This is a genomic window from Mesorhizobium sp. LEGMi-168a, assembly GCF_058312955.1.
Genome location: NZ_JBZEGV010000004.1, coordinates 187,148 through 208,385, shown reverse-complemented (window position 1 = coordinate 208,385; position 21,238 = coordinate 187,148). Strand labels below are relative to the sequence as shown.

At 64.7% G+C, this 21,238-nt stretch carries 19 protein-coding genes; 2 read left to right on the top strand and 17 right to left on the bottom strand.

Annotated elements, in window-relative coordinates; genetic code table 11:
• Nucleotides 1-2 precede the first annotated feature (2 nt).
• From AC4FWB_RS08230 to AC4FWB_RS08150, 17 genes are all read right to left on the bottom strand, one after another.
• Nucleotides 3-1,205 (bottom strand): pyridoxal phosphate-dependent aminotransferase, encoded by a 1,203-nt coding sequence (locus tag AC4FWB_RS08230; RefSeq protein ID WP_491025465.1) that lies wholly within the window; start codon nucleotides 1,203-1,205, stop codon nucleotides 3-5.
• Nucleotides 1,205-2,821, bottom strand: a complete 1,617-nt coding sequence (locus AC4FWB_RS08225) for a hydantoinase B/oxoprolinase family protein (protein ID WP_491025464.1) — start codon at nucleotides 2,819-2,821, stop codon at nucleotides 1,205-1,207. Before AC4FWB_RS08225 ends, AC4FWB_RS08230 begins: the two co-directional genes overlap by 1 nt.
• Nucleotides 2,818-4,914, bottom strand: coding sequence for a hydantoinase/oxoprolinase family protein (locus AC4FWB_RS08220; RefSeq protein WP_491025462.1), 2,097 nt, complete (start codon nucleotides 4,912-4,914; stop codon nucleotides 2,818-2,820). Before AC4FWB_RS08220 ends, AC4FWB_RS08225 begins: the two co-directional genes overlap by 4 nt.
• On the bottom strand, nucleotides 4,911-6,581 hold the full coding sequence (locus AC4FWB_RS08215; protein WP_491025461.1) for a thiamine pyrophosphate-binding protein: 1,671 nt from the start codon (nucleotides 6,579-6,581) through the stop codon (nucleotides 4,911-4,913). Before AC4FWB_RS08215 ends, AC4FWB_RS08220 begins: the two co-directional genes overlap by 4 nt.
• Nucleotides 6,582-6,835: 254 nt before the next feature.
• Nucleotides 6,836-8,245 (bottom strand): FAD-binding oxidoreductase, encoded by a 1,410-nt coding sequence (locus tag AC4FWB_RS08210; RefSeq protein WP_491025460.1) that lies wholly within the window; start codon nucleotides 8,243-8,245, stop codon nucleotides 6,836-6,838.
• A gap of 53 nt (nucleotides 8,246-8,298) precedes the next feature.
• On the bottom strand, nucleotides 8,299-9,054 hold the full coding sequence (locus AC4FWB_RS08205) for an amino acid ABC transporter ATP-binding protein (protein WP_491025459.1): 756 nt from the start codon (nucleotides 9,052-9,054) through the stop codon (nucleotides 8,299-8,301).
• Between the two features lie 13 nt (nucleotides 9,055-9,067).
• Complete coding sequence (locus AC4FWB_RS08200) at nucleotides 9,068-10,147, bottom strand: amino acid ABC transporter permease (protein WP_491025458.1); 1,080 nt, start codon at nucleotides 10,145-10,147, stop codon at nucleotides 9,068-9,070.
• A gap of 3 nt (nucleotides 10,148-10,150) precedes the next feature.
• Nucleotides 10,151-11,314 (bottom strand): ABC transporter permease subunit, encoded by a 1,164-nt coding sequence (locus tag AC4FWB_RS08195; RefSeq protein WP_491025457.1) that lies wholly within the window; start codon nucleotides 11,312-11,314, stop codon nucleotides 10,151-10,153.
• 138 nt (nucleotides 11,315-11,452) lie between these two features.
• Nucleotides 11,453-12,487: an amino acid ABC transporter substrate-binding protein gene (locus AC4FWB_RS08190; protein ID WP_491025456.1), complete on the bottom strand. Its 1,035-nt coding sequence runs from the start codon at nucleotides 12,485-12,487 to the stop codon at nucleotides 11,453-11,455.
• Between the two features lie 86 nt (nucleotides 12,488-12,573).
• Nucleotides 12,574-13,524 carry a LysR substrate-binding domain-containing protein gene (locus AC4FWB_RS08185; protein WP_491025455.1) on the bottom strand — a complete coding sequence of 317 codons (951 nt, stop codon included), beginning with the start codon at nucleotides 13,522-13,524 and terminating at the stop codon, nucleotides 12,574-12,576.
• 83 nt (nucleotides 13,525-13,607) lie between these two features.
• The gene (locus AC4FWB_RS08180) at nucleotides 13,608-14,357 is read right to left on the bottom strand and encodes an SDR family NAD(P)-dependent oxidoreductase (protein WP_491025454.1); all 750 of its coding nucleotides are present in this window, start codon (nucleotides 14,355-14,357) and stop codon (nucleotides 13,608-13,610) included.
• Nucleotide 14,358: 1 nt separating this feature from the next.
• Nucleotides 14,359-15,081 (bottom strand): SDR family oxidoreductase, encoded by a 723-nt coding sequence (locus AC4FWB_RS08175; RefSeq protein ID WP_491025452.1) that lies wholly within the window; start codon nucleotides 15,079-15,081, stop codon nucleotides 14,359-14,361.
• A gap of 291 nt (nucleotides 15,082-15,372) precedes the next feature.
• A complete protein-coding gene (locus tag AC4FWB_RS08170) occupies nucleotides 15,373-16,161 on the bottom strand; it encodes a FadR/GntR family transcriptional regulator (RefSeq protein ID WP_491025451.1) in 789 nt (262 codons plus the stop codon).
• Nucleotides 16,162-16,238: 77 nt separating this feature from the next.
• Nucleotides 16,239-16,586 carry a RidA family protein gene (locus tag AC4FWB_RS08165; RefSeq protein ID WP_491025450.1) on the bottom strand — a complete coding sequence of 116 codons (348 nt, stop codon included), beginning with the start codon at nucleotides 16,584-16,586 and terminating at the stop codon, nucleotides 16,239-16,241.
• A gap of 13 nt (nucleotides 16,587-16,599) precedes the next feature.
• Nucleotides 16,600-17,406 carry an SDR family NAD(P)-dependent oxidoreductase gene (locus tag AC4FWB_RS08160; protein ID WP_491025449.1) on the bottom strand — a complete coding sequence of 269 codons (807 nt, stop codon included), beginning with the start codon at nucleotides 17,404-17,406 and terminating at the stop codon, nucleotides 16,600-16,602.
• Nucleotides 17,399-18,211: a shikimate dehydrogenase family protein gene (locus tag AC4FWB_RS08155; RefSeq protein ID WP_491025448.1), complete on the bottom strand. Its 813-nt coding sequence runs from the start codon at nucleotides 18,209-18,211 to the stop codon at nucleotides 17,399-17,401. Before AC4FWB_RS08155 ends, AC4FWB_RS08160 begins: the two co-directional genes overlap by 8 nt.
• Before the next feature lie 4 nt (nucleotides 18,212-18,215).
• Nucleotides 18,216-19,106 (bottom strand): 2-hydroxy-3-oxopropionate reductase, encoded by an 891-nt coding sequence (locus AC4FWB_RS08150; protein ID WP_491025447.1) that lies wholly within the window; start codon nucleotides 19,104-19,106, stop codon nucleotides 18,216-18,218.
• Nucleotides 19,107-19,217: 111 nt separating this feature from the next.
• On the opposite strand from AC4FWB_RS08150, the gene AC4FWB_RS08145 reads away from it, so the two are divergent.
• Complete coding sequence (locus tag AC4FWB_RS08145) at nucleotides 19,218-19,982, top strand: HpcH/HpaI aldolase family protein (RefSeq protein ID WP_491025446.1); 765 nt, start codon at nucleotides 19,218-19,220, stop codon at nucleotides 19,980-19,982.
• Nucleotides 19,983-19,990: 8 nt separating this feature from the next.
• Nucleotides 19,991-21,208 (top strand): NAD(P)/FAD-dependent oxidoreductase, encoded by a 1,218-nt coding sequence (locus tag AC4FWB_RS08140; protein ID WP_491025444.1) that lies wholly within the window; start codon nucleotides 19,991-19,993, stop codon nucleotides 21,206-21,208.
• Nucleotides 21,209-21,238 lie beyond the last annotated feature (30 nt).

Below are 21,238 nucleotides of genomic sequence, written 5' to 3'. Positions count from 1 at the left end.
CTTTACTCCACTTGCGCGACGGCGGCGTTGATCCGCGCGATCGCTTCGGTCAGCACCTCTTCGCTGGTCGCCGTCGAGATGCGGAAATAGGGTGATAGTCCATAGGCGACGCCCGGCACCGAGGCCACGCGTCCTTCGTTCAGAAGATAGTTTGCCACAGCCGCATCGTCCTCCAGCGTAACACCTTTGGGTGTCTTGCGGCCGATCAGGCTGGCGCAGCCGATATAGGCGTAGAAGGCGCCTTCAGGCGGCGACAGCGTCAATCCATTGATCTTCCTGATGCCGTCCACGACCAGATTGCGGCGCGCCTCGAAAGCCTGCCGAAAGCGCGCGACCTCGTCCTGCGGGCCGTTGAGCGCGGCGACGGTTGCGGCCTGCGCGATCGAGCACACCGAGGTGCAGGACTGGCTCTGGATCGTCGACATCGCCTTGACGAGCGGCGCGGGTCCCGCCGCATAGCCGACGCGCCAACCGGTCATCGCATAGGACTTCGATACGCCGTTGACGATCAGCGTGCGCTCCTTGAGTTCGGGACACGCCTTGCCGAAAGAAACGAATTCGCGCCCGTCGAACAGGATGTGCTCGTAGATCTCGTCGGAGAGGATAAGCACCTGCGGGTGCTTTGCCAGCACCGCGCCCAGCGCCGTGAGATCGGATTGCGAGTAGACCGCGCCGGACGGGTTGCCGGGCATGTTGAGGAAAAGCCACTTTGTCCTTGGCGTGATTGCCTTTTCCAGCAGGGCCGGCGTCAGCCGGAACCCCGTGGTCTCCGGGCATTCGACGACGACGGGCGTGCCGCCGAGCAGCTTCACCATCTCGGGATAGGAGACGAAATAGGGCGCCGGCAGGATCGCCTCGTCGCCGGTCTCCAGCGTCGCCATCAGCGCGTTGAAGATGATCTGCTTGGCGCCGTTGGCCACGACAATATCGTCGGCCGTATAGTCGAGTCCGTTCTCGCGGCGGAATTTGCCGGCCACCGCCTCGCGCACCTCGGCCGTGCCGGCAGCGGCGGTGTAGAGGGTTTGTCCTGCTTTCGCCGCGAAATGGGCGGCATCGATGATGTGGAGGGGCGTCGGGAAATCCGGCTCGCCGAGCCCGAGGTCGATCACGTCGACGCCCTTGGCGCGCAGCGCCTTGGCGGCTTGCGAAGCCGCCATCGAAGCCGAAGGCTTCACCACCGACAGACGCGAGGCAACATAGCTCATCAGTCGTTCTCCGAAATATAGCCCTTGGACCGGTCGTTGGCTCTCGCTTCGGCGCTGCGCCTGGCCGGATCGCCATAGCCGCCACCGCCCGGCAGCTCCAGGATCAGCCGACGCCCTGCAGGAACGTGCTGCCAGCCCTTCGGTCGCATCTTGGTGCCGTCATCGAGCTTGACCACGCCGGCGACGCCGGGCTTGCCGCCATTGCGCCCGCGCGGCGGGTGGTTGACGCGATCGAACATGGCGGAGAAATCGAACTCATGGCCCTCGGTCGCGGCGATTTCGATGATTTGACCCAGGCCGCCGCGGAATTCGCCGTCGCCGCCCGAGTCCGGGCGCAGCTCCTTGCGCCAGATGACGATCGGCCCGGTGTGCTCCGTCGCCTCGATCGGCATCGTGTGCACGCCGGACGGAAAAGCCGTCGCCGACAAGCCGTCGAGTTCGGGGCGGGCGCCCATGCCGCCGGAGTTGAACATCAGCACTTCGGCGCGGCGGCCGGATGCGCCGGCGACAGGCCGCGCCGAAATGTGAATGTTCCACAGCGCGCCCGCGCCTTCGGCGAGAATCTTGCCGGGTAGCGCCTTGGAAAACGCCCCCAGCACCAGATCGGGAACCATGTGGCCGAAAATGTGCCTCAGCGCCACCGGCGCCGGCCGCACGGCGTTCAGGATGTTGACCGGCGACGACACGGTGAAGAAGGCGAGCGAGGCGGCATTGTTCGGGATGTCGGGCGCCACCATGCATTTCAGCGCATAGCAGGCATAGGCCTTGCTGTAGATGATCGGGCAGTTGATGCCCCAGCGGCTCATCGGGTCGGTGCCGGTGAAATCGACCTCGACATGGTCGTCGCGCACCGAAACCGTGGCCGCGAGTTTGACCGGCTCGTCGTAGCCGTCGGTCACCAGCTCGTTCGACCAGCTTCCCTTCGGCAGCGCCTCGATGCGTTCGAGCATGGCGTCGCGGGTGCGCGAGAAGATGAACTCGCCGAGCCCGTCGAGCGAGGTCAGGCCGATCTCCTTCATCATGTCGACGAGGCGTCGATGGCCGACCTCGTTGCAGGCGGCGAGCGAATAGAAGTCGCCGACCACCTGATTGGGCTCGCGGACATTGGCGCGCAGGATCCTGACCAAGTCGAGATTGACCTTGCCCTTTTCCGCGAACTTCATGATCGGGATCTGGATGCCTTCCTCGTAGACCGACTTGCCGTCGGCGCCGAAGCCGCGACCGCCGACATCGACGACATGCGCCGTGCAGGCGAAGAAGGCCACGAGCTCGCCGTTCAGGAAGGACGGTGACACCATGGTGATGTCGTGCAGATGGCCCGTGCCCTGCCAGGGATCGTTGGTGACGTAAGTGTCGCCCTCGAACATGTTCTCGCGCGGGATCTCGTTCATGAAATGCAGCACGGCCTCGGCCATGGTGTTGACGTGGCCGGGCGTGCCGGTCACCGCCTGCGCCAGCATCTGGCCGCGCGGGTCGAACACGCCGGCCGACAGGTCGCCGGATTCGCGCACCGAGGTCGAGAAGGCCGTGCGCAGCAAGGTGAGCGCCTGTTCCTCGACCACCGAGATCAACCGGTTCCACATGACCTGCATGCGGATTTCGCCAATATCGCTCATGCCTGGCTGCCTTTGCGAATCAGGAGGATGGCGCCGTCGCTCTGGATGACGGCGTCGAAGCTGGTGGTGACGACGGTGGACGTCTCGCGTTCGACGATGACTGCCGGACCCGCGACGCGATCGCCGGCGCAAAGTGTGTCGCGCTCGACGATGCCGTAGCTGCGCGGCGCGCCGCTGACCGGATCGAAGACCTCTCGCGTCGCTGTGGGTTCATTCGATTTCTTGCCGGCGGCGAGTTCGTGCCTGACGACGGCGGGACGAACATCGGTTGCCTTGACCGACCAGGTGACGATCTCGATTTCCAGCCCGTCGAGCCCTTCGATGGCGCGGCCGAAAAAGCGCTGGTAGTTCTCCTCGAACAGATCCTTGAGCTTGGCGACGGCATAGTCGCCGAACGGCTCATCCGCCAGCGGCACGGGGATTTCCCAGCCCTGGCCGGCATAGCGCATGAAGGCGGTGATCTCGCAGACGATCCTGCCGCTGGCGCCGGTGCGCACAAAGCCCTCGGCGGAGGCCTTGAGGTCGGCGAGCAGCGCGTTGACCTCGGCCGGCTGGAACCGCGACAGGCGCGTCAGCTTCGAGGCCAGCGCTTCGTAACCGAACGGCGCCTTGAGGAAGCCGATCGCCGATCCGACGCCGGCGCCCTTCGGGACGATGCATTGGTCGATGCCGAGTTTTTCACAGAGCCTTGCGGCGTGGAGCGGGGCCGCGCCGCCGAAGGCGATCATCAGATTGTCGGAAATGTTCTTGCCGTTCTCGACGGCATGGACGCGGGCGGCGTTGGCCATGTTCTCGTCCACCACCTCGCAGATGCCGAAGGCCGTCGACATGGCATTCAACGAAAGCCGCTCGCCGACATCGCGCAGGATGGCCTGTTCGGAAGCGGACGTGTCGAGCCTGATCGCGCCGCCGGCGAAATTGTCGGGATCAAGCTTGCCGAGCACCAGGTCGGCGTCGGTGATGGCCGGACGCTTGCCGCCGCGGCCGTAGCAAGCAGGGCCGGGTTCCGAGCCGGCGCTTTCGGGTCCGGTCTGGATGCGGCCCATGGCGTCGACCCAGGCGATGGAGCCGCCGCCGGCGCCGATCTCGATCATCTCGATCACTGGTATCGAGATCGGCATGCCGGAGCCTTTCGAGAAGCGATAGGTGCGCGCCACCTCGAAGGTTCTCGCAGTGCGCGGCGCGTAATCCTCGATCAGGCAGATCTTGGCGGTGGTTCCGCCCATGTCATAGGAGACGACCTTTTCCAGACCGAAGCGCCTGGCGATGTCGGCCGCAAAGATGGCGCCGCCGGCCGGGCCGGATTCGACCAGCCGCACCGGAAACTCAGACGCGGTTTCCACCGAAATCAGGCCGCCGCCGGAATGGATCATGAAGACCGGGCAGTCGGCGCCCATGTCCTTCAGGCGCGTCTGCAGGCGGGCGAGATAGTCGGCCATCTGCGGCCGCACATAGGCGTTGGCGCAGACCGTATTGAAGCGCTCGAACTCGCGCATCTGCGGCGAGACTTCGGCGCTGATCGAAATCGGGATGCTGAGTTTTCGTGCAAGGATCTCGCGCGCCCGGCGCTCGTGGTCGGGATTGGCGTAGGCATGGATGAAGCCGATCGCCACCGAGCCGAAGCCGCCGGTGGCGATCCGTTCGGCTATTTCCTCCAGGGCGGCTTCGTCGAGCGGCTGCAGCTCCTGCCCTTCGGCGCCGATACGGCCCTTGACCGTGAAGCGATCCTCTCGCGGGATCAGCGGCGTCGGCAGTTGCAAGTTGAGGTCATATTGCTCGAAGCGGTTTTCCGTGCGCATCTCGATGACATCGCGGAACCCTTCCGTCGTGACCAGCGCGGTCCTGGCGCCGCGGCGCTCGATGAGCGCGTTGGTGGCGAGCGTCGTGCCGTGGATGATGATGCCGATTTCGGCGGGCGAGATCCCGGCATCGCGGATGACAATGGCGATGCCGTCGAGGATCGCCTGTTCGGGCGCCGAATAGTTGGTGAGCACCTTGGTCGAAAACATCGTTCCCCTGACGTCGAGGGCGATGTCGGTGAAGGTGCCGCCGATGTCCGCGCCGAGGCGGATGTCGTCAGTTCTGGAGGTCATGCCTTGGCCTTCTGGGAAGCGAGCGCGGCGTCGCGCATCTGGGAGAGGGTCTGCCGGGGCGTCAGCGCTTCGGGCGAGACGGCGATGTCGAGGACGGCGCCTGTTTCGGACTTCAGTGCCCGCTCGAACGCAGCCGCGAAATCCTGCGTGGCTTCGACCCGCTCGGCGTGGAAACCGTAGGCCTTTGCCAGCGTTACGAAATCCGGATTTTCGAGTGAGGTTCCAGAGACGCGGGCCGGATAGTTGCGCTCCTGATGCGCGCGGATCGTGCCGTAGATGCCGTTGTTGATGATCAGCACGATCGGCTGCGCGCCCGCTTGCATGGCAGTTCCGAGTTCCTGGCAATTCATTTGGAAGTCACCGTCGCCGGCAAAGCAGACGACCGTTCGCTTCGGGTGGGCGACCTTGGCGGCGACCGCGGCCGGCAAGCCGTAGCCCATGGCGCCGGATTGCGGGGCAAGCAGCCGCGCGTCCGGCCCGAACTTGAAGAACTTATTCGGCCATACCGTGAAATTGCCGGCGCCATTGGTGAGGATGACGTCGGCCGGCAAGGTCTCGCGCAGCCAGGCGCTGACGGCGACCATGTCGACCGGGCCGGGCTGGACGGGGGCCGCGAAGGTCCCTTCATAGGCCTTGCGCGCCGCCGCGCGCCAGTCGGCCCAGCCGCCCTTGACGGGTGTCAGCGCCCCGGCGAAGGCATTCGGGCCGGCATGGATGCCGATCGCGGGCACATAGATCTTGCCGATCTCGCGATCGGAACCGTGGACATGGATCAGCTTCTGATGCGGCACGGGCACGGAGAGCAGCGTGTAGCCGTCCGTCGTCATCTCGCCGAAGCGAACATTGACGGCCAGGATCACGTCGGCGTCGCGGATCAGGTTCTTGACATGCGGCACCATGCCGACGCCGGCCTCGCCGACGAAGACCGGCGAGTGGTTGTCGAACTGGTCCTGGTAGCGGAAGGCCGCCACGACCGGGATGTCCGAAGCCTCGGCGAAGGCCTGGAGCGCGGTGCGTCCTTTGGCCGTCCAATTAGCGCCGCCCATCAGCAGGACCGGCCTCTCGGCCGACGCCAGCATACCGAGGGTCGCGGCAATCGCATCCTGCGCCGGCGCGGCTTCGAAAATGGCTGCCGGCCCGCTGAGCGGAGCGGCTTCGGTCGCGGTCGTCAGCATGTCTTCCGGCAGCGCGACCACGACGGGGCCGGGCCGTCCGGTCAAGGCGGTGGTCCAGGCCCGCGCCACGATCTCGGGAAGACGCTCGACGTCATCGATCTCAACCGCCCATTTGGCGACCGTACCGTATACCGCGCGGTAGTCGATTTCCTGGAAGGCCTCACGGCCCTTCATGTCGGTGCCGACCTGGCCGACGAACAGGATCATCGGCGAACTGTCCTGCATCGCGGTATGCACGCCGATGCTGGCGTTGGTGACGCCCGGCCCACGGGTGACGAAGCAAATGCCCGGTGTGCCGGTCAGCTTGCCATAGGCCGACGCCATGAATGACGCGCCGCCCTCGTTGCGGCAGAGCACATAATCCAGTTTGCCGTGGGTGTCGTGCAGCGCGTCGAGAACGGCCAGATAGCTTTCGCCGGGAACGCCGAAGCTCTTGGTCGCGCCGAGCGCGATCAGGCACTCGACAAGAAGGCGACCGCCATTGCGCATCATGCTTCGAACACCCCGCTGTGTCGGCAAGCGGACTGAGCCTGCCCTTCGATCTATACCTGCACGCTGGCGGACCGCGACGAAATCAAGAAATGCGGTCTAATCGAAAGTTTTTCTTTACTGAGCAGGCGTGCTGATATTCAGGTGAGGCCGGCCTGCAAATGCCGCTTTCCTGCGCTTCCGGTGCTCACGTACTTTGAGTACGCTCCGCTCCGGTTCTCGGTAACCGTCAATTTCGTCTCGGCCTGACCTGAATCTCAACACGCCTTGGGGCGCACCAGAACGCCGGGATTCATCGTGCCCGATGGATCGAACGCACGCTTCAACCTTGCCATCAGTTCCCGCTCCACGATGCTGCGGTTTCGCTCCGCTATGGCGATCTTGGCCCGCCCGAGCCCATGCTCGGCCGCAAAACTGCCGCCCATCTCCGTGGCAAGTGCAGCCAGCGCCTCGGCGAACTGTCCTGCCTTGCCGTCGAAATCGGTGCGGCCTTCCGGCGGCGACAGATTGTAGTGGATGTTGCCGTCGCCGAGATGCCCGAACGGGTTGATCCGCACGCCGGGCAGGATGTCGTCACAGATCTTTGCACCGGCCTCGATGAAGCGGGCGATCGCGCCCGGCGGCACGGAGATGTCGTGCTTGAGCTGCTCGCCTTCCAGCCGCTGGCCCTCGGGCTGTTCCTCGCGCAGGCGCCAGAACTGCGCCCGCTGCGCGCCTGAATTGGCTAAGGCTCCGTCCGCGACCAGGCCTTGCTCCATGCCCCACTCCAGCGCCGAAGCCAGGATCTCGTCGAGGGGAACGCGCGTCGAGCCCGATGCCATTTCGACGAGCAGATAGACGTCGCCCCGCGTCTCCAATTGATAGGCGAGGTCGGGCAGGTGCTTGAGCGCCAGCGCAAGGCCGACATCGGAGAAGAATTCGAGGCCGGCGAGGAACTCGCCCGCCTCGCCGCGCAGGTAGGCGCCGAACGACACGGCGGCGGCGAAGTCGGACATGACCAGCAGCGCGCTCGCCTGCTGCTTTGGCGTGGGATAGAGCCGCAACACCGCGCGCGTCACGACACCCAGCGTGCCTTCGGCGCCGCAGTAAAGCTTGCGCAACTGGTAGCCGGCATTGTCCTTCTGCACCGCGCGCAGCCCGTCCCACACCGTACCGTCCGGCGTCACGACCTCGAGGCCAAGCACAAGGTCTTGCATCATCCCGTATCGGAAAGCCTGGCTGCCGCCGGCATTGGTGCCGATCAGGCCGCCGATCCTGGCGCTGCCTTCGGCGCCGAGATGCATCGGGAACATCAGGCCATGCGGCTCAACCGCGTCGTGCAGCGCGGCAAGCACGACGCCCGCGTCGACGAGGATCGACCCGCTCTCCGGATCCGGTTCGCCGATCGCCGTCATGCGCGAAAGCGAGACGATCACAGCGTTCGGCCGATCGGCGACGGCGCCGCCGCACAGGCCCGTGTTGCCGCCTTGCGGGATCACCGCCACGCTCGCCTCCCGGCATGCCTTGACGACTGCCGCTACTTCAGCGGTGTTCGCGGGCCTGGCAACGCCCAGCGGGGCGACACCATATCGGTTCAGCCAGTCGCGCTGGTAGGGCTCGGCATCGGTGCCCGAAAGCCAGCCTTTCGGTCCGAGACTCTCACTCAGAGTGGTGACGGGATCGGTCATCGGGATACCTGCAATGTGTGGCACGCCGCGTATAGACAGTAGCGGCGCCCGGCTCAATGACCCAGGACCTGCGACAGGAATTGCCGCGTGCGCACGTTCCGGCAAGAGGTGAAGAATTCCTCCGGCGGCGCTTCTTCGACGATCTCGCCTCCGTCCATGAAAACCACCCGGTCGGCGACGCGGCGCGCGAAGCCCATCTCGTGGGTGACGCAGATCATCGTCATGCCTTCCGAGGCAAGCGTGACCATGACGTCCAGTACCTCGGCGATCATTTCCGGATCGAGCGCCGAGGTCGGCTCGTCGAACAGCATGATCTGCGGCTGCATGCAAAGGGCGCGCGCGATCGCCACCCGTTGCTGCTGGCCGCCAGAGAGCTGCCCGGGAAACTTCATCGCCTGCTCGGGGATGCGGACCTTCTCAAGATAGCGCCGGGCCGTCGCCTCGGCTTCCGCGCGCGGCTTTTTGCGCACGATCATCGGCGCGATCATGCAGTTCTCCAGCACGTTCATGTGCGGAAACAGGTTGAAGTGCTGGAACACCATGCCGACTTCGCGCCTGATCCCGTCGATGTTGCCGACATCGTCGTTGAGCTCGGTACCGAGCACGGTGATGCGGCCGCCATTGTGCTGCTCGAGCCGGTTGATGCAGCGGATCATGGTGGACTTGCCGGAGCCGGACGGACCGCAGACGACGATCTTTTCGCCGCGATCCACGGACAGGTTTATCTTCCGCAGCGCGTGGAACGAGCCGTAGTATTTGTCGAGGTTCTCGATACGAACCGCGGGCCCGGGTGACTGCGTCGAATTCACTTGGCGGACCTCCCTATCGTTCGCCGACCGACATGCGCCGCTCGAGGAAGGCGCCGTAGCGGGACAGGCTGAAGACGAAGACGAAATAGATCATGGCGATGAAGGCATAGACCTCGACATAGGCGAAGCGCCATTCGCCGGTGCCGTAGGCGGCGTTGCCCGAGGCCAGAATCTCGAAGAAGCCGACGATCACCACCAGCGAAGTCTCCTTGAACGCGACCACGAACTGGTTGATCGTCGCCGGCAACGCGTTGCGCATGGCCTGAGGCAGAAGGATGCGGCCGATGCGCTGCCAGTAGCCCATGCCGAGGGCCATGGCGGCCTCTTCCTGCCCGCCGGGAACACCCTGCATGCCGCCCCGGACGATCTCCGCCTGATAGGCCGAGAAGAACAGGGCGGAGCCCAGGATCACGCGGTAGAGCTTGTCGCCCACCAGCCATTGCGGCAGCGCGAAGGGCAGGACGATGGCGAAGGTGAACAGGATCGAGATCAGCGGCAGCGAGCGCACTCCGTCGATGATCAGGCCGGTGGTCCTCGATATCCAAGGGAGGTCAGATCTTCGCAACAATGCCAGGCAGATCGCCAGGGGGAAGCCGATCAGGCAGGTGGTGACGAAGATGAAGAGGGTCAGCGCCAGCCCGCCCCATGCTTCCTCACCGACATAGGGAAGACCAAGCACGCCACCTTTCATCAGCACGTAATAGAGGCCTGTCCCGGCCCCCCAGACCAGCGCAATGCGCCGTCCCGTCCAGAAGGCCGGGATGCAGCTCAGCACCGTCATCACCACCACGGCAAGGCAGGCCAGCGCCGAGCGCCATTGCTCCTCGAAGGGGTAGAGGCCGAAGAGGATGATGCGCCACCGGGCAGCGATGACCGACCAGCAGGCTCCGGCCGCGGCCTGGCAGGCCTCGGGCCCGCCGCTCGTCGTGAACACGGCCGAGAAGATCGCCCAGTTGAGCAGCTTCCAGACGACGAAAACCATGATCACCAGGGATATCAGCGACAACAGCGCCTGAAGCGGCGTCGCGAAGAAGCGCCGCTTCAGATCCTCGATCTTTCCCGGAGCAGGAGGAGCGACAACGACCATCTCCATCTCTCACCCCCTCAATTGATTGCCCTTGAGGGCAATGGCTTTGTTGATGCGGTTGAAGATCGCGGCCAGGCTGAGATTGATGGCGAGGAAGCCCGCCATCAGGATGCCGATCGCCTCGAGGGTCTGGCCGGAATGGTTGATCGTCAACGCCACGATCATGAAGAAGTCGGTGAAGCCCACCGCGATGCCCATGGTCGTCGCCTTCATCAGCCAGACATACTGGTTGGCGAGGATCGGCAGCATGGCGCGCAGCGCCAGCGGCAGACGCACCAGCGTGAAGACTCGCCAAGGGCTGAGCCCCAGCGAAAGTGCCGCCTCCACCTGGCCCTTGCCGACAGCCTTGAAGCCGCCGCGCACGATCTCGGCGATGTAGGAGCCGCCATAGATGGCGATGGCGACCGCCAGTGCGGAAAACTCGGGTGGAATGCGCAGGCCGCCCTTGAGGTTGAGGCCCTGCAAAGCAGGAAAGTCGAGCAGCGGCAGGTTTGGCAACCTACCGACCGTCAGGATCACGGCGGCGCAGGCCAGCGCCGCCGCCGCGCCGGTCAGCTGGATGCCGAGACGCTCGCCGACCGGTTGATTGAGGCGCGATGTCCGTCCGAGCCAAGCCGGAAGTGCGATTGCCGCGATCAAGGCGATTGCCGCCGCCGCAAACGCAACGCCGCCGACATTGGGGATCGGCACGTAGAGGCCGCGGCTGGTCAGCAACACGCCAAATGCCTCATGGGCGGCGCGCGGCGTCGGCAGGTGTGTGATGACGGCGTACCAGAAGAAGACCTGGAGGATCAGCGGGATGTTGCGGAAGATGTCCACATAGGTCCGGCCAAGCAGCCGCGCCAACTCGTTCGATGAGGTTCGCGCCAGGCCGACGATCGTGCCGACGATCGTCGCCAGGATCAGCCCGGTGCTTCCCAGAAACAGCGTGTTGATGATGCCGATCAGGAAATACCACCAGTAGGGATCATTGGCCGTGGCGGGCAGGAGCGAGAAGTTCACGTCCCAGCCGGTCGACTTGAAGAGGAAGTCGAATCCGGAGGTGATGCCTTGCTCCGCCAGGTTCCGCCTGGCGATCATCACGCAGGCAAGAACCATCCCGGCAAGCGAGCCGACGTAAAGGACCTGCAACAGCGCGTTGCGGACCCTCTGATTTCTCAGCAGGCTGATCATCAGGATCTTTCCCGAATTGTCGCCGGCCCCACCCGGCAGGCGCCGGGCGGAGCTCAAAGCGGGGTGCGTTAAGCAATTCCGGAAAAGTGTGCAGCGGCTTTCCGCCCGGAATTGCGTAAAAACAAACGCTTAGGCGGATCAGTCGATCACCAGCGGGAACAGGACGCCGCCGTTGTTCCAGAGGTTGGTCAGCTCGCGATCCATCTTGTATGGCGACTCCTTGCCGAGATCGCGATCGAAGATCTCGCTGTAATTGCCGACCTTCTTGATCACGTTGTAGGCCCAGTCGTCGGCAAGGCCGAGACCTTTGCCCATGCCCGGCGTGGCGCCGAGGAATTTCGCCACCGCCGGCGACGTCGGCTTGGCCTTGATCTCGTCGACATTCTTGGAGGTGATGCCTTCCTGTTCCGCGAAGAGCAGGGCGCTGAGCGTCCAGTTGGCGACGTCGACCCAATTGTCGTCACCCTGCCGCACGATCATGACCTCCGGCTCGACGGCGATCACGTCAGGCAGGATCACGTGGTCTTCGACCTTGCCCTTGGCCACGCGCGCGATGGCGAGGACGGGACCCCATTGCGCATAGAGGTCACAACGGCCGGAGAAGTAAGCCTGTTCGAGCTCTTCGGTCTTTTCGATGACGACCGGCTCGAGCTTGATTCCAATCTTCTGGCTGTAGGCCGCGACCTGCTGTTCGATGGTTGTGCCTGCCGGGATGCAGATCGTGCCGCCATTGGCATCCTTGAGGGACTTCAGGTTGAGCTCCTTGTGCCCCATTACCTTGGTCGTGCCGAGGTAATAGGACATGGAGAATTGCAGGCCGAGCTCGGTGTCGCGGCTGAGCGTGCCGCCCGAGGCCTTGATGATGATGTCGACGTCGCCCGACTGCAGCGACGGCCAACGCTGCGCCCAACTGATCGGCACGATCTTGAGCTTCGCCGGATCGCCGAACACGGCGGTCGCCACCGCCTTGCAAAGGTCGATGTCCATGCCTTTCCAGTTGCCCTTGTCGTCCACCTCGGCGAAGCCGAGATAGGAGCCGTCATGGCCGGTGCAGTTGAGCACGCCGCGCGCCTTCACGGCCTCCAGCGTCTTGCCGCCCGCGGCTTCCGCAGGCGCCGCGAAATGCACCAGGCCCAGGGCCATGGCCGCGGCCCCCCATTTCATCATGTTCATGTTGTTGTCTCCACTGTTGAGGTTGTTTGGTTCTTGTTTTTGGAGTTCCGAAAGAAGGCTTTCGGACCTCGGTCGCGAAGCCGCTCCTAGTCGGAGAGCGGGGTCGGTTTCGGCACGGAGGAAATCTTCAGGTCGCTTCCCCAGTCCTGCTGGACGAGCCATCGGTGCAGGGCGGCCACCGCCTTCACGCGCAGATGCCCGCGCGGGACGATCAGGTAGAAGCCTGGGACTTCCTCGGGCTTCATGTCCGAGAGGGCATCACGGCCAAGCGGCGCCACCAACGCGCCGGACCTGAAGTCCTCCTCGGCATCGATGACCGAGACCAGTCCGATGCCGATGCCTTGCAGGGTCGCCCGGCGCATGGTCGCGGCGTCGTCGAAGCCGATGCTGCGGTCGCCCTCAGTCTTCTCGACGGCGAGGTGGCGCAATATGTCGGGCCACAGCCGCTTGGACTTGACGGTGTCGAGCAGGGTGAACCGCGTCAGGTCCTGCGCCGACTTGATCTTCTCGCCGATCGCCGGCGTGCAGCAGATGATCTTCGGGTCCGGCACCAGCAGCGTGGTCTCGTAGTCCGGCCAGTTGCCGTAGCCCCACTGCACCGTCATATCGATGTCGTCACGCCCGAAATCGGGGAGGTCGACCATCGTCGTCAGGCGCAGGTCGGCGCCCGGCAGGATCTCGCGGAACAGCGAAAGCCTGGGCAGCAGATAGTGCGTGGCGAAGTAGGGGCTGGCATTCAGGTTGATGCGGTCGCGGTAGTTCGACTTGGTGACACGGCGAACGCCTTCGGAGAATTCGTCGAAACCGGCTTTCACGTAGTGCGACAGAAGGATCGCCGACTCCGTCAGTTCGATCGACCGGCCCTTGCGCTCGAACAGCGTCACCTGAAGCGTGTCTTCCAGGAGCTTGATCTGCTGTCCGACGGCCTGGGGCGTGACCAGAAGCTCGTCGGCCGCCTGCCGGAAGCTCTTGTGCTGCGCGACGGCGTGGAAGACCCGAAGCGCATTCAGCGAAGGAAGGCGAAGCTTGCCGGTCATGGTGAAGTCCGCCTCCTTTCGTTCGCGACTCCGTTGATCATGCACTGCCGTATTTCAGTCGCCGCCGGCTTCTGAAGATTGATTCACGCGTAAATGTAACCGCCTGAGACAATTACGTTTTCGCCGGTCATGTAGGTGTTCTTCGGGCCGCCGGTCATCAGCACCCATTCGGCGATCTCGGTCGGCTCGGCGCCGCGGCCGAGCGGGCTCGCCTTGGCCAGCTCCTCAAGGAAGCCGAGGGCCTTTGCCTTCTCCGTGGCCATGCCGGCCGGCGCCACCGAGTTCACCAGGATGCCGTCCTTGGCGACATGGTGGGCGAAGGAGCGGGTCAGGCTGACGACGGCGGCCTTGGTCGCCGCGTAATGAGCGTTCTGCGGGTGCGCCTTGAAGGCGTCGACCGAGGTCAGGTTGACGATGCGCCCGCGCACATGGGCTTTCGGCTCCTGCGCCTGCATGTGGCGAACGGCCGCCACCATCATGTGGTAGGTGCCCTTGATGTTGATGCCGTTGGAGGCGTCCCACTCGGCGTCGGTGATCTCGAGGAGGGGTCGGCGGGGGTAGATCGCGGCGCAGTTGATCAGCGTGTCGACGCGCCCGAGCTTCGAGGCGATGGCGTCGAAGGCCGCATGGCACTGCGGGCCGACCTGGATGTCGCAAGCCGCGGCGGCGGTCGGCAGCCCCTTGGCCCTTGCCGGTTCGAGCGCGCTCTCGGCGGCTTCCTGGTTGATGTCGATGATGCCGATCTTGGCCGCGCCGGCCTCGACGGCCATGCGGGCGAGAAGGGCGCCGAGGCCGGCGCCGCCACCAACGATCAGAACGGAAAGGTCTTTCATCCTATTTTCCTTGCTTGCTGCCGCTTGGGCTGGTCGGCCGGGTCGGCATGATGTCGAAACGGGTTACGTCGGCCCATGCGGGCAGGCCGAGCAGGGCAACGACCATCTTGGCCACGTCGTCCGGCTGCACGGCGACATTGCCGGCGTACATCGCCGCGCGCGCCTCGGCGTCGAGTATGTCTTTGTAGAGCTGCGTCTCGACGCGGCCGGGTACGATCTCGGTGACGCGAATGCCGTATTGCGAGAGATCGGCGCGCAACGCGGCGGCAAAGCCGGCGATGGCCGCCTTCGTCGCCGAATAGACGGCGACATTGGGGAAGGCCGCGTGGGCGGCGGAAGAGCCGGTGAACAGGATGTGCCCCGACTGCCGCTCGCGCATCTGCGGCACGACGAGCCGGGTGAGCAGGATCGCGGCGCTGAGGTTGATCTCCAGCGCGGTGTCGATGTCGGCGATCTTCATGTCGGCGAAGTTGCCGAGCGGCGGCATGATGCCGGCGTTGTTGATCAGCACGTCGATGGTGAGATCCGCCACCACCGCTTCCAGCGCCTCGCGGTCGGTGACGTCGACGGCAATCGGGACGATGCCTGGACGCTCGGCCTGCAGCTCTTTCAGCGCCGCCTGGCTGCGGCCGACGGCATAGACGTCATAGCCCGCATCGCTCAGCGCGATGGCGATGGCTCGCCCTATGCCGCTCGTCGCTCCTGTGATGAAGGCTGTCGTCATGTGGGCTTCCCCAATTGCCTGGCGTCAGTTTGCGGCCTTGGCCGATGCCGCGAAACCAAGAAAACCAGCAAAAAGGAAAGATAAACTTTCGTAATTGGTTCCTGCGTTCGGAATTTTTCGAGCTGGCAGCGCGATTGAGAAAAGCCGCAAATCCCAAGAAACGGCGGGAAAGCGACGGGCTCAGCCGCGATGCAACGGTCGCTGCCGGCAAGCGGAGCAAAAACATGGCTTTCGCAATGCTTGGTAGGCCGCGAAGCCGATCACGCAAAAAGTCCCCGAACGTGGAGCCCCTTACGCACCTGTCGAGGCAGGCCTCTTCATGCCTTTGAAAAGAGAGGCCGCGGCCGCTTTCTGATCGACATCCGTCGCCTCTACGCCTGAAGCCCGGGCCAGGGCGCGTACGCGCCCCAGGCTGTTGTGCAGGTGCTTGCGCATGGCCTGGCGAGCCTTGCCACCGTCCTGCCTTTCAATGGCATCGACGATGGCTTTGTGCTCGCTGTGGATGCGCGCGTAATAGCTGTCCTTGAGCGCAGGTTCGACCACGTAGCCGAGCTGGAAACGCGGCACGATCATCGGCCCGAGATAGCTCAGGAAGCCGTGGATGAACTCGTTGCGCGCGGCCTTGGCGATCGCGAGGTGGAAGTCGTAGTCGTAGTGGATCTGGACGACGGCAGGATCCGCCTGCTGGGCGTCAACCTGTTCCATCATGGCGCGGATATCGCGCGCTTCCTTGTCGGTGCGCCGTTCGGCGCAGAGCCCGGCGGACTCCACCTCCACGCTCAACCTGAGTTCGAGCAAAGCGATGGTTTCCGGCAGCGTCCTCAAAGCCTCGTCCGGAATCGAAAAATTGCGCGGCACGGGCGTTTCGCTGACGAACATGCCGCGGCCCTGCTGCGGCACCACCATGCCCTCCGAGCGCAGCCGCGCCACCGCTTCGCGCACGACGGTGCGGCTGACATCATATTCGGCGCAGAGCTCCGCCTCGGTCGGCAGTTGCGCGCCGGGCTGCAACTGTCCGGAGCGGATCTTTTCGGCCAGGCTCTCCGCCACGACGGTGGAAAGCGGCTTGCGCTTCGTCATTTAGGTCCTTCCGTTCAAGTCCAGATTCGGGCCGTTCAAGTTGAGATTCGGGATGATGCCCGAACCGGCAAGACCATTCAAACCGCCGCGGTGACGATCAATTCAACCAGCATTCCAGGCTTGGCCATCCGACCCTCGCCGGAAGAGCGCGCCGGTGCGTGCTCCTTCGGCATCCAGGCGTCCCAGACCGTGTTGACCTCGTCGAAATCCCGTACGTCGTCCAGCCACATCTGGACGTGAAGGATGCGGGTCTTGTCGGTGCCGGCCTTGGCGAGCAGCGCGTCGATCTTGCCGAGCACCTCGCGCATCTGGTCGGTCGCGGACTGGCCGGGTCTCGCGACCTGGCCGGTGAGGTAGAGCGTGCCGTTGTGGATGACGCCGTGATGGATGCGGGTGTCGAAGTCGAAGCGCTGGATATCGCTCACTGGATTTTCCTTGTCAGATTGCCGGCGTCTGCCGGATGGGGTTGCCCTGCAGGTACTGCGCGTAAGGCGCCTGGACGAGCCAGCCGGCATCGACGGGCAGGGTGACGCCGGTGATCGACGCGGCACGGTCGGAGCAGAGGAACAAGGCCGCCTCGGCGACATCGCGCGGCTCGACGAAACGGCGCAATGCGGTGGTGGCCTGTATGGCTTCCGGGTTGCGTTCGCCCTTGGCGATCTTCGCTTTCAGCCCGTCGGAGAGCGTGTAGCCCGGCGCCACGGCGTTGACCCGAACCCCATGCGGGCCGAGCTCGGCCGCCAACATCTGCGTCAGGGCCAGGACCGCGTGCTTGCCTGGCGTGTAGGCCGGCAGCGAAAGCGGCGCGAAGGAGGCGAGGGACCCGACATTCAGGATGGCGCCGCGCCCGGCGGCCGACATCAGCCGGCCGAACACCTGGCAGCCAAGCAGCGTGCCGCGATAGTTGATCCGCCACATCTTCTCGTCCTCGTCGAGATCCTGATCGAGCACGTGCTTGCCGCTCTGCAGGATGCCGGCGCAGTTGACCACTACGTGGGGCGTACCGAACGCATCGCCCGCAGCTTGCGCCAGCGCCTCGACGGAGGCGGGATCGGCGACGTCGGTCTGGATGAAGAGGGCGCGCGGGGCGCCGGTACTTTCGCAAGCGCCGGCCGCCTCCTTGCCTCGAACCGCATCCCGGCCTGCGACGACCACCTGGTAGCCATCCTCGGCGAAGCGCAGCGCGATCGCGCGGCCGATGCCGGACGTGCCGCCGATGACGACGGCGGTTGTTGCATCAGCCATGGCCGCGATCCTTCCGCTCGATGTCGAAGAATTCGGACATGGCCTCGACCTGGAAATCCATCATCGGGCGCCCGGGCTGGATGCGACAGCCGATCTTCTTCGCCGCCTCGAGCAGCGCCGTCTCGGCCGGCTCCATGATGATGTCGACCACCGTCATCTCAGGCGCCAGCTTGCTCACGTCCATCGGCAGCGGGTCGCTGGCTTTCAGCCCTGACGGCGTGGCGTTGATCGCCATGTCCATTCCGGACGGGTCGGGTTCTCCGACCTCGATGCGGCAATTGGGGAACGACTTGTTGACCAGCGAGGCAAGCTGAGCGGCGCGGTCTCTGTCAATGTCGGCCAGGCGGATTTCCGCCGCGCCTTCTTCGGCCAGGCAATAGGTCAGCGATGAACCGGCGCCGCCGGCGCCGACCTGGAGGATGCGCTTGCCGGCGATCTGATGTCCGCCCGCCTTCAGCCCGTCGATGAAGCCGACGCCGTCGAAATTGTCGGCATACCAGGTCCCGTCCGCCTGCCTGCGCACCGAGTTGGCGCTCTGGACGCGCGCGGCGCGGTCATGGGCGGCGGCGCATTTATGAAAGACCGCCGTCTTGTAAGGCACCGAGATGATCACGCCCCGGATGTTCTCCGCCGCGGTGATGCCAGCCCAAAAAGTGTCGAAATCTTCCGGACGGCAGCTCAGCGGCACCATCAGGCTGTCGAGCCCCTTCTGCTCGAAGATTTCGTTGAAGATTCCGGGGCTCTTGGCATGCCCGACTGGATGGGCCAGCATCACGAAGATTTCGGCCTTACCGGTTCCGCGCATCGGTTCACTCCTTTTCCTTTGACAGTTCATGATCGCTCAGCACCTCGAGAGCCCGAACGAGGGACGAATGGTCGGCGTCCGCGCCACCTGCTCGAGCCGAGCAGGCGTTCATCAGTTGCTGCGCCGTCGCCGTGTTCGGCAGCGAGACGCCGAGCGCGCGGCCGCTTTCGAGCGCGAGATTGAGATCCTTCTGGTGCAGCTTGATGCGGAAGCCTGGCGCAAAGGTACGAGCAATCATGCGCTCGCCATGCACTTCGAGCACGCGCGACGAGGCGAAGCCGCCCATCAGCGCGGCGCGCACCTTCGCTGGGTCGCAGCCGGCCTTGCTGGCGAAGACGAGCGCTTCGGCGACGGCCTCGATGTTGAGCGCGACGATGATCTGGTTGGCGATCTTGCAGGTCTGGCCGGCGCCGTTCTGTTCGCCGATCAGGGTGATGTTCTTGCCGAGCTTCTCAAAAATCGGCAACGCGCGTTCGAACGCGGCGGCCGGCCCGCCGGCCATGATGGTGAGGCTCGCGGCCTTGGCGCCGACCTCGCCGCCGGAAACCGGCGCATCGAGATAGCCTGCTCCGGCTTCCCTAAACTTCGCCGCGAATTCGGCCGTGGCGATCGGGCTGATCGAGCTCATGTCGATGACCAGCTTGCCGGCCGAAATGCCTTCGAGCACGCCGCTCGAGCCGAGCAGGACGCGCTCGACGTCGGGTGTGTCCGGCAGCATGGTGATGACGATTTCGGACGTCCTTGCCACCTCGGCGGGGGAGGCGGCGACCGATGCTCTGAGATCCTTCGGCAGAGGAGAGCGATTAAGGACCGTGACGATCTCGTGCCCAGCGTCGGCTAGATGCCGCGCCATCGGCGCACCCATGACACCAAGCCCGATGAAGCCAATTTTCATGCGCAACTCCCGTTCGGCATCAGAGCGCCTTGCAGCTCAAGTAAGGCGTATGATATAGGACATCATACAAATTTCAATGCATCTTCTTTCCGACTGGAGGCCGATCGCAAAATGCAGGAGCGCGTCAATTCGCTGAAGGCAGCCGTGACGGCTGGCCAGGCTCATATCGGCATCTGGTGTTCGCTGGCTTCAGCGCTCACCACCGAGGTCGTCGCCGGCTCCGGAACGGGCTGGCTGCTGATCGACGGCGAGCATAGTCCGAACGATCTGCGCAGCATCATGGCGCAGCTTCAGGTCGCGGCGGCGTTTCCTTGCGAAGCCGTGGTGCGTCTGCCGTCGGACGACGCGAATCTGATGAAGCAGGCGCTGGACGTAGGCGCCCGCAGCCTGATGATCCCGAATGTGCGGACTGCGGATCAGGCACGCAGCATCGTCGCGGCGATGACCTATGCGCCGGGCGGTTTCCGTGGCTTCTCGGTCGGCCATCGCGCCAACGCCTTCGGCCGCATCGCCGGCTATCATGCCAAGGCGCGCGAGCAGCAATTGCTGGCCGTGCAGATCGAGGATGAAACCGGCGTCGCCAACGCGGCGGCGATCGCGTCGGTTGACGGCGTCGATGTTCTCTTCGTCGGCCCGGGCGACCTCTCCACCAACATGGGCGCGATGGGCAACCCCGGCGCGACGCATGTGCAGGAGGCGATCGCATCCGTTCGCAAGGCCGCGGCGGAGGCAGGCAAGGCCAGCGGCATCCTGGCGCCTGTAAAGGCCGACGCCGACCGCTATCTCGCCGACGGCTTCACCATGGTGGCCGTCGGATCGGACCTCGGCCTGTTGGCACGGGGCTCGGATGCCCTGATCGCCTCGTTCAATCAGTAGGAAAAGTCATGGCGATCCCTCCTTACAAGGCCCCTTCGCACAGCGCGTACGACATCGTCATCGTCGGCGGTGCGGTCATCGGTTCGTCGACGGCCTACTGGCTAAGCCAGGCATTGGGCAGCGGCGCGTCGATCCTCGTCGTCGAGCGCGACAGCAGCTACGAGTTTTCCTCGACGGCGCTTTCCACCAGCGCCATTCGTCAGCAATATTCCAATCCGATCAATGTGAAGATCAGCCAGTTCGGCATAGAGATCATCCGCGGCTTCCAGGAGCGGATGGCGCCTTTCTACAAGGACGAGCCGGCGCCCGATCTCGGCTTCAAGGAGCACGGATATCTCTATTGCTGCTCGCCCGAGGGCGTGGAAGCGGCCAAGGAGCGGGTCGAACTGCAGCGCAGCCTCGGCGCGCACACCGTCTTCCTCGACCCGGGCGCGCTGAAGGAACGCTTCCCGTGGCTCAATGTGGACGATCTCGGCGGCGGTTCGTGGGGTTCCCGCGAAGAGGGCTGGTTCGATTCCATGGGCATGATGAACGGCTTCCGCCGCGCGGCGCGCGCCAGCGGCGTGGAATATATCGACAACGCCGTGACTGGACTTGATCTCGCAGATGGGCGCGTCGTCTCGGCCCGCCTCGCGACCGGCGAGACGGTAGCGTGCGGTACACTGGTCAACGCCGCTGGCCCGCGGGCGCAGCAGGTCGCGGCCATGGCCGGACTCTCGATCCCGGTCGCGCCCTACAAGCGCTACAGTTTCGTCTTCGCCAGCGCCAATCCGATCCCCGGGCGAATGCCCAATGTCATCGATCTTTCAGGCACGTTCGTGCGCCCCGAGGGCGAGCTTTTCCTCACCGGCAACACGCCGCAAGGTGACGGGCCGGCCGATTACGACGACTTCGAAATGCATTTCGAGGAGTTCGACGAGTATATCTGGCCGGCGCTGTGGCACCGCATCCCGGCCTTCGACGCCTTGAAGGTCCAGACCAGTTGGACCGGCCATTACGAATACAACATGCTCGACCACAACGGCATCGTCGGCTTCCACCCCGAGGTGAAGAACTTCATGTTCGCCAATGGTTTTTCCGGGCACGGCCTGCAGCAGTCGCCTGCGGTCGGCCGGGCCGTGTCGGAGCTGATCGTCCACGGCGCCTTCCAGACGCTCGACCTGTCGCCGTTCTGCTACGAGCGCATCCAGCGCAACGAACCGTTCCTCGAAGAAGCGGTTATCTGAGCGGCTCCAGCGGATCCCGGCTGTCGATCG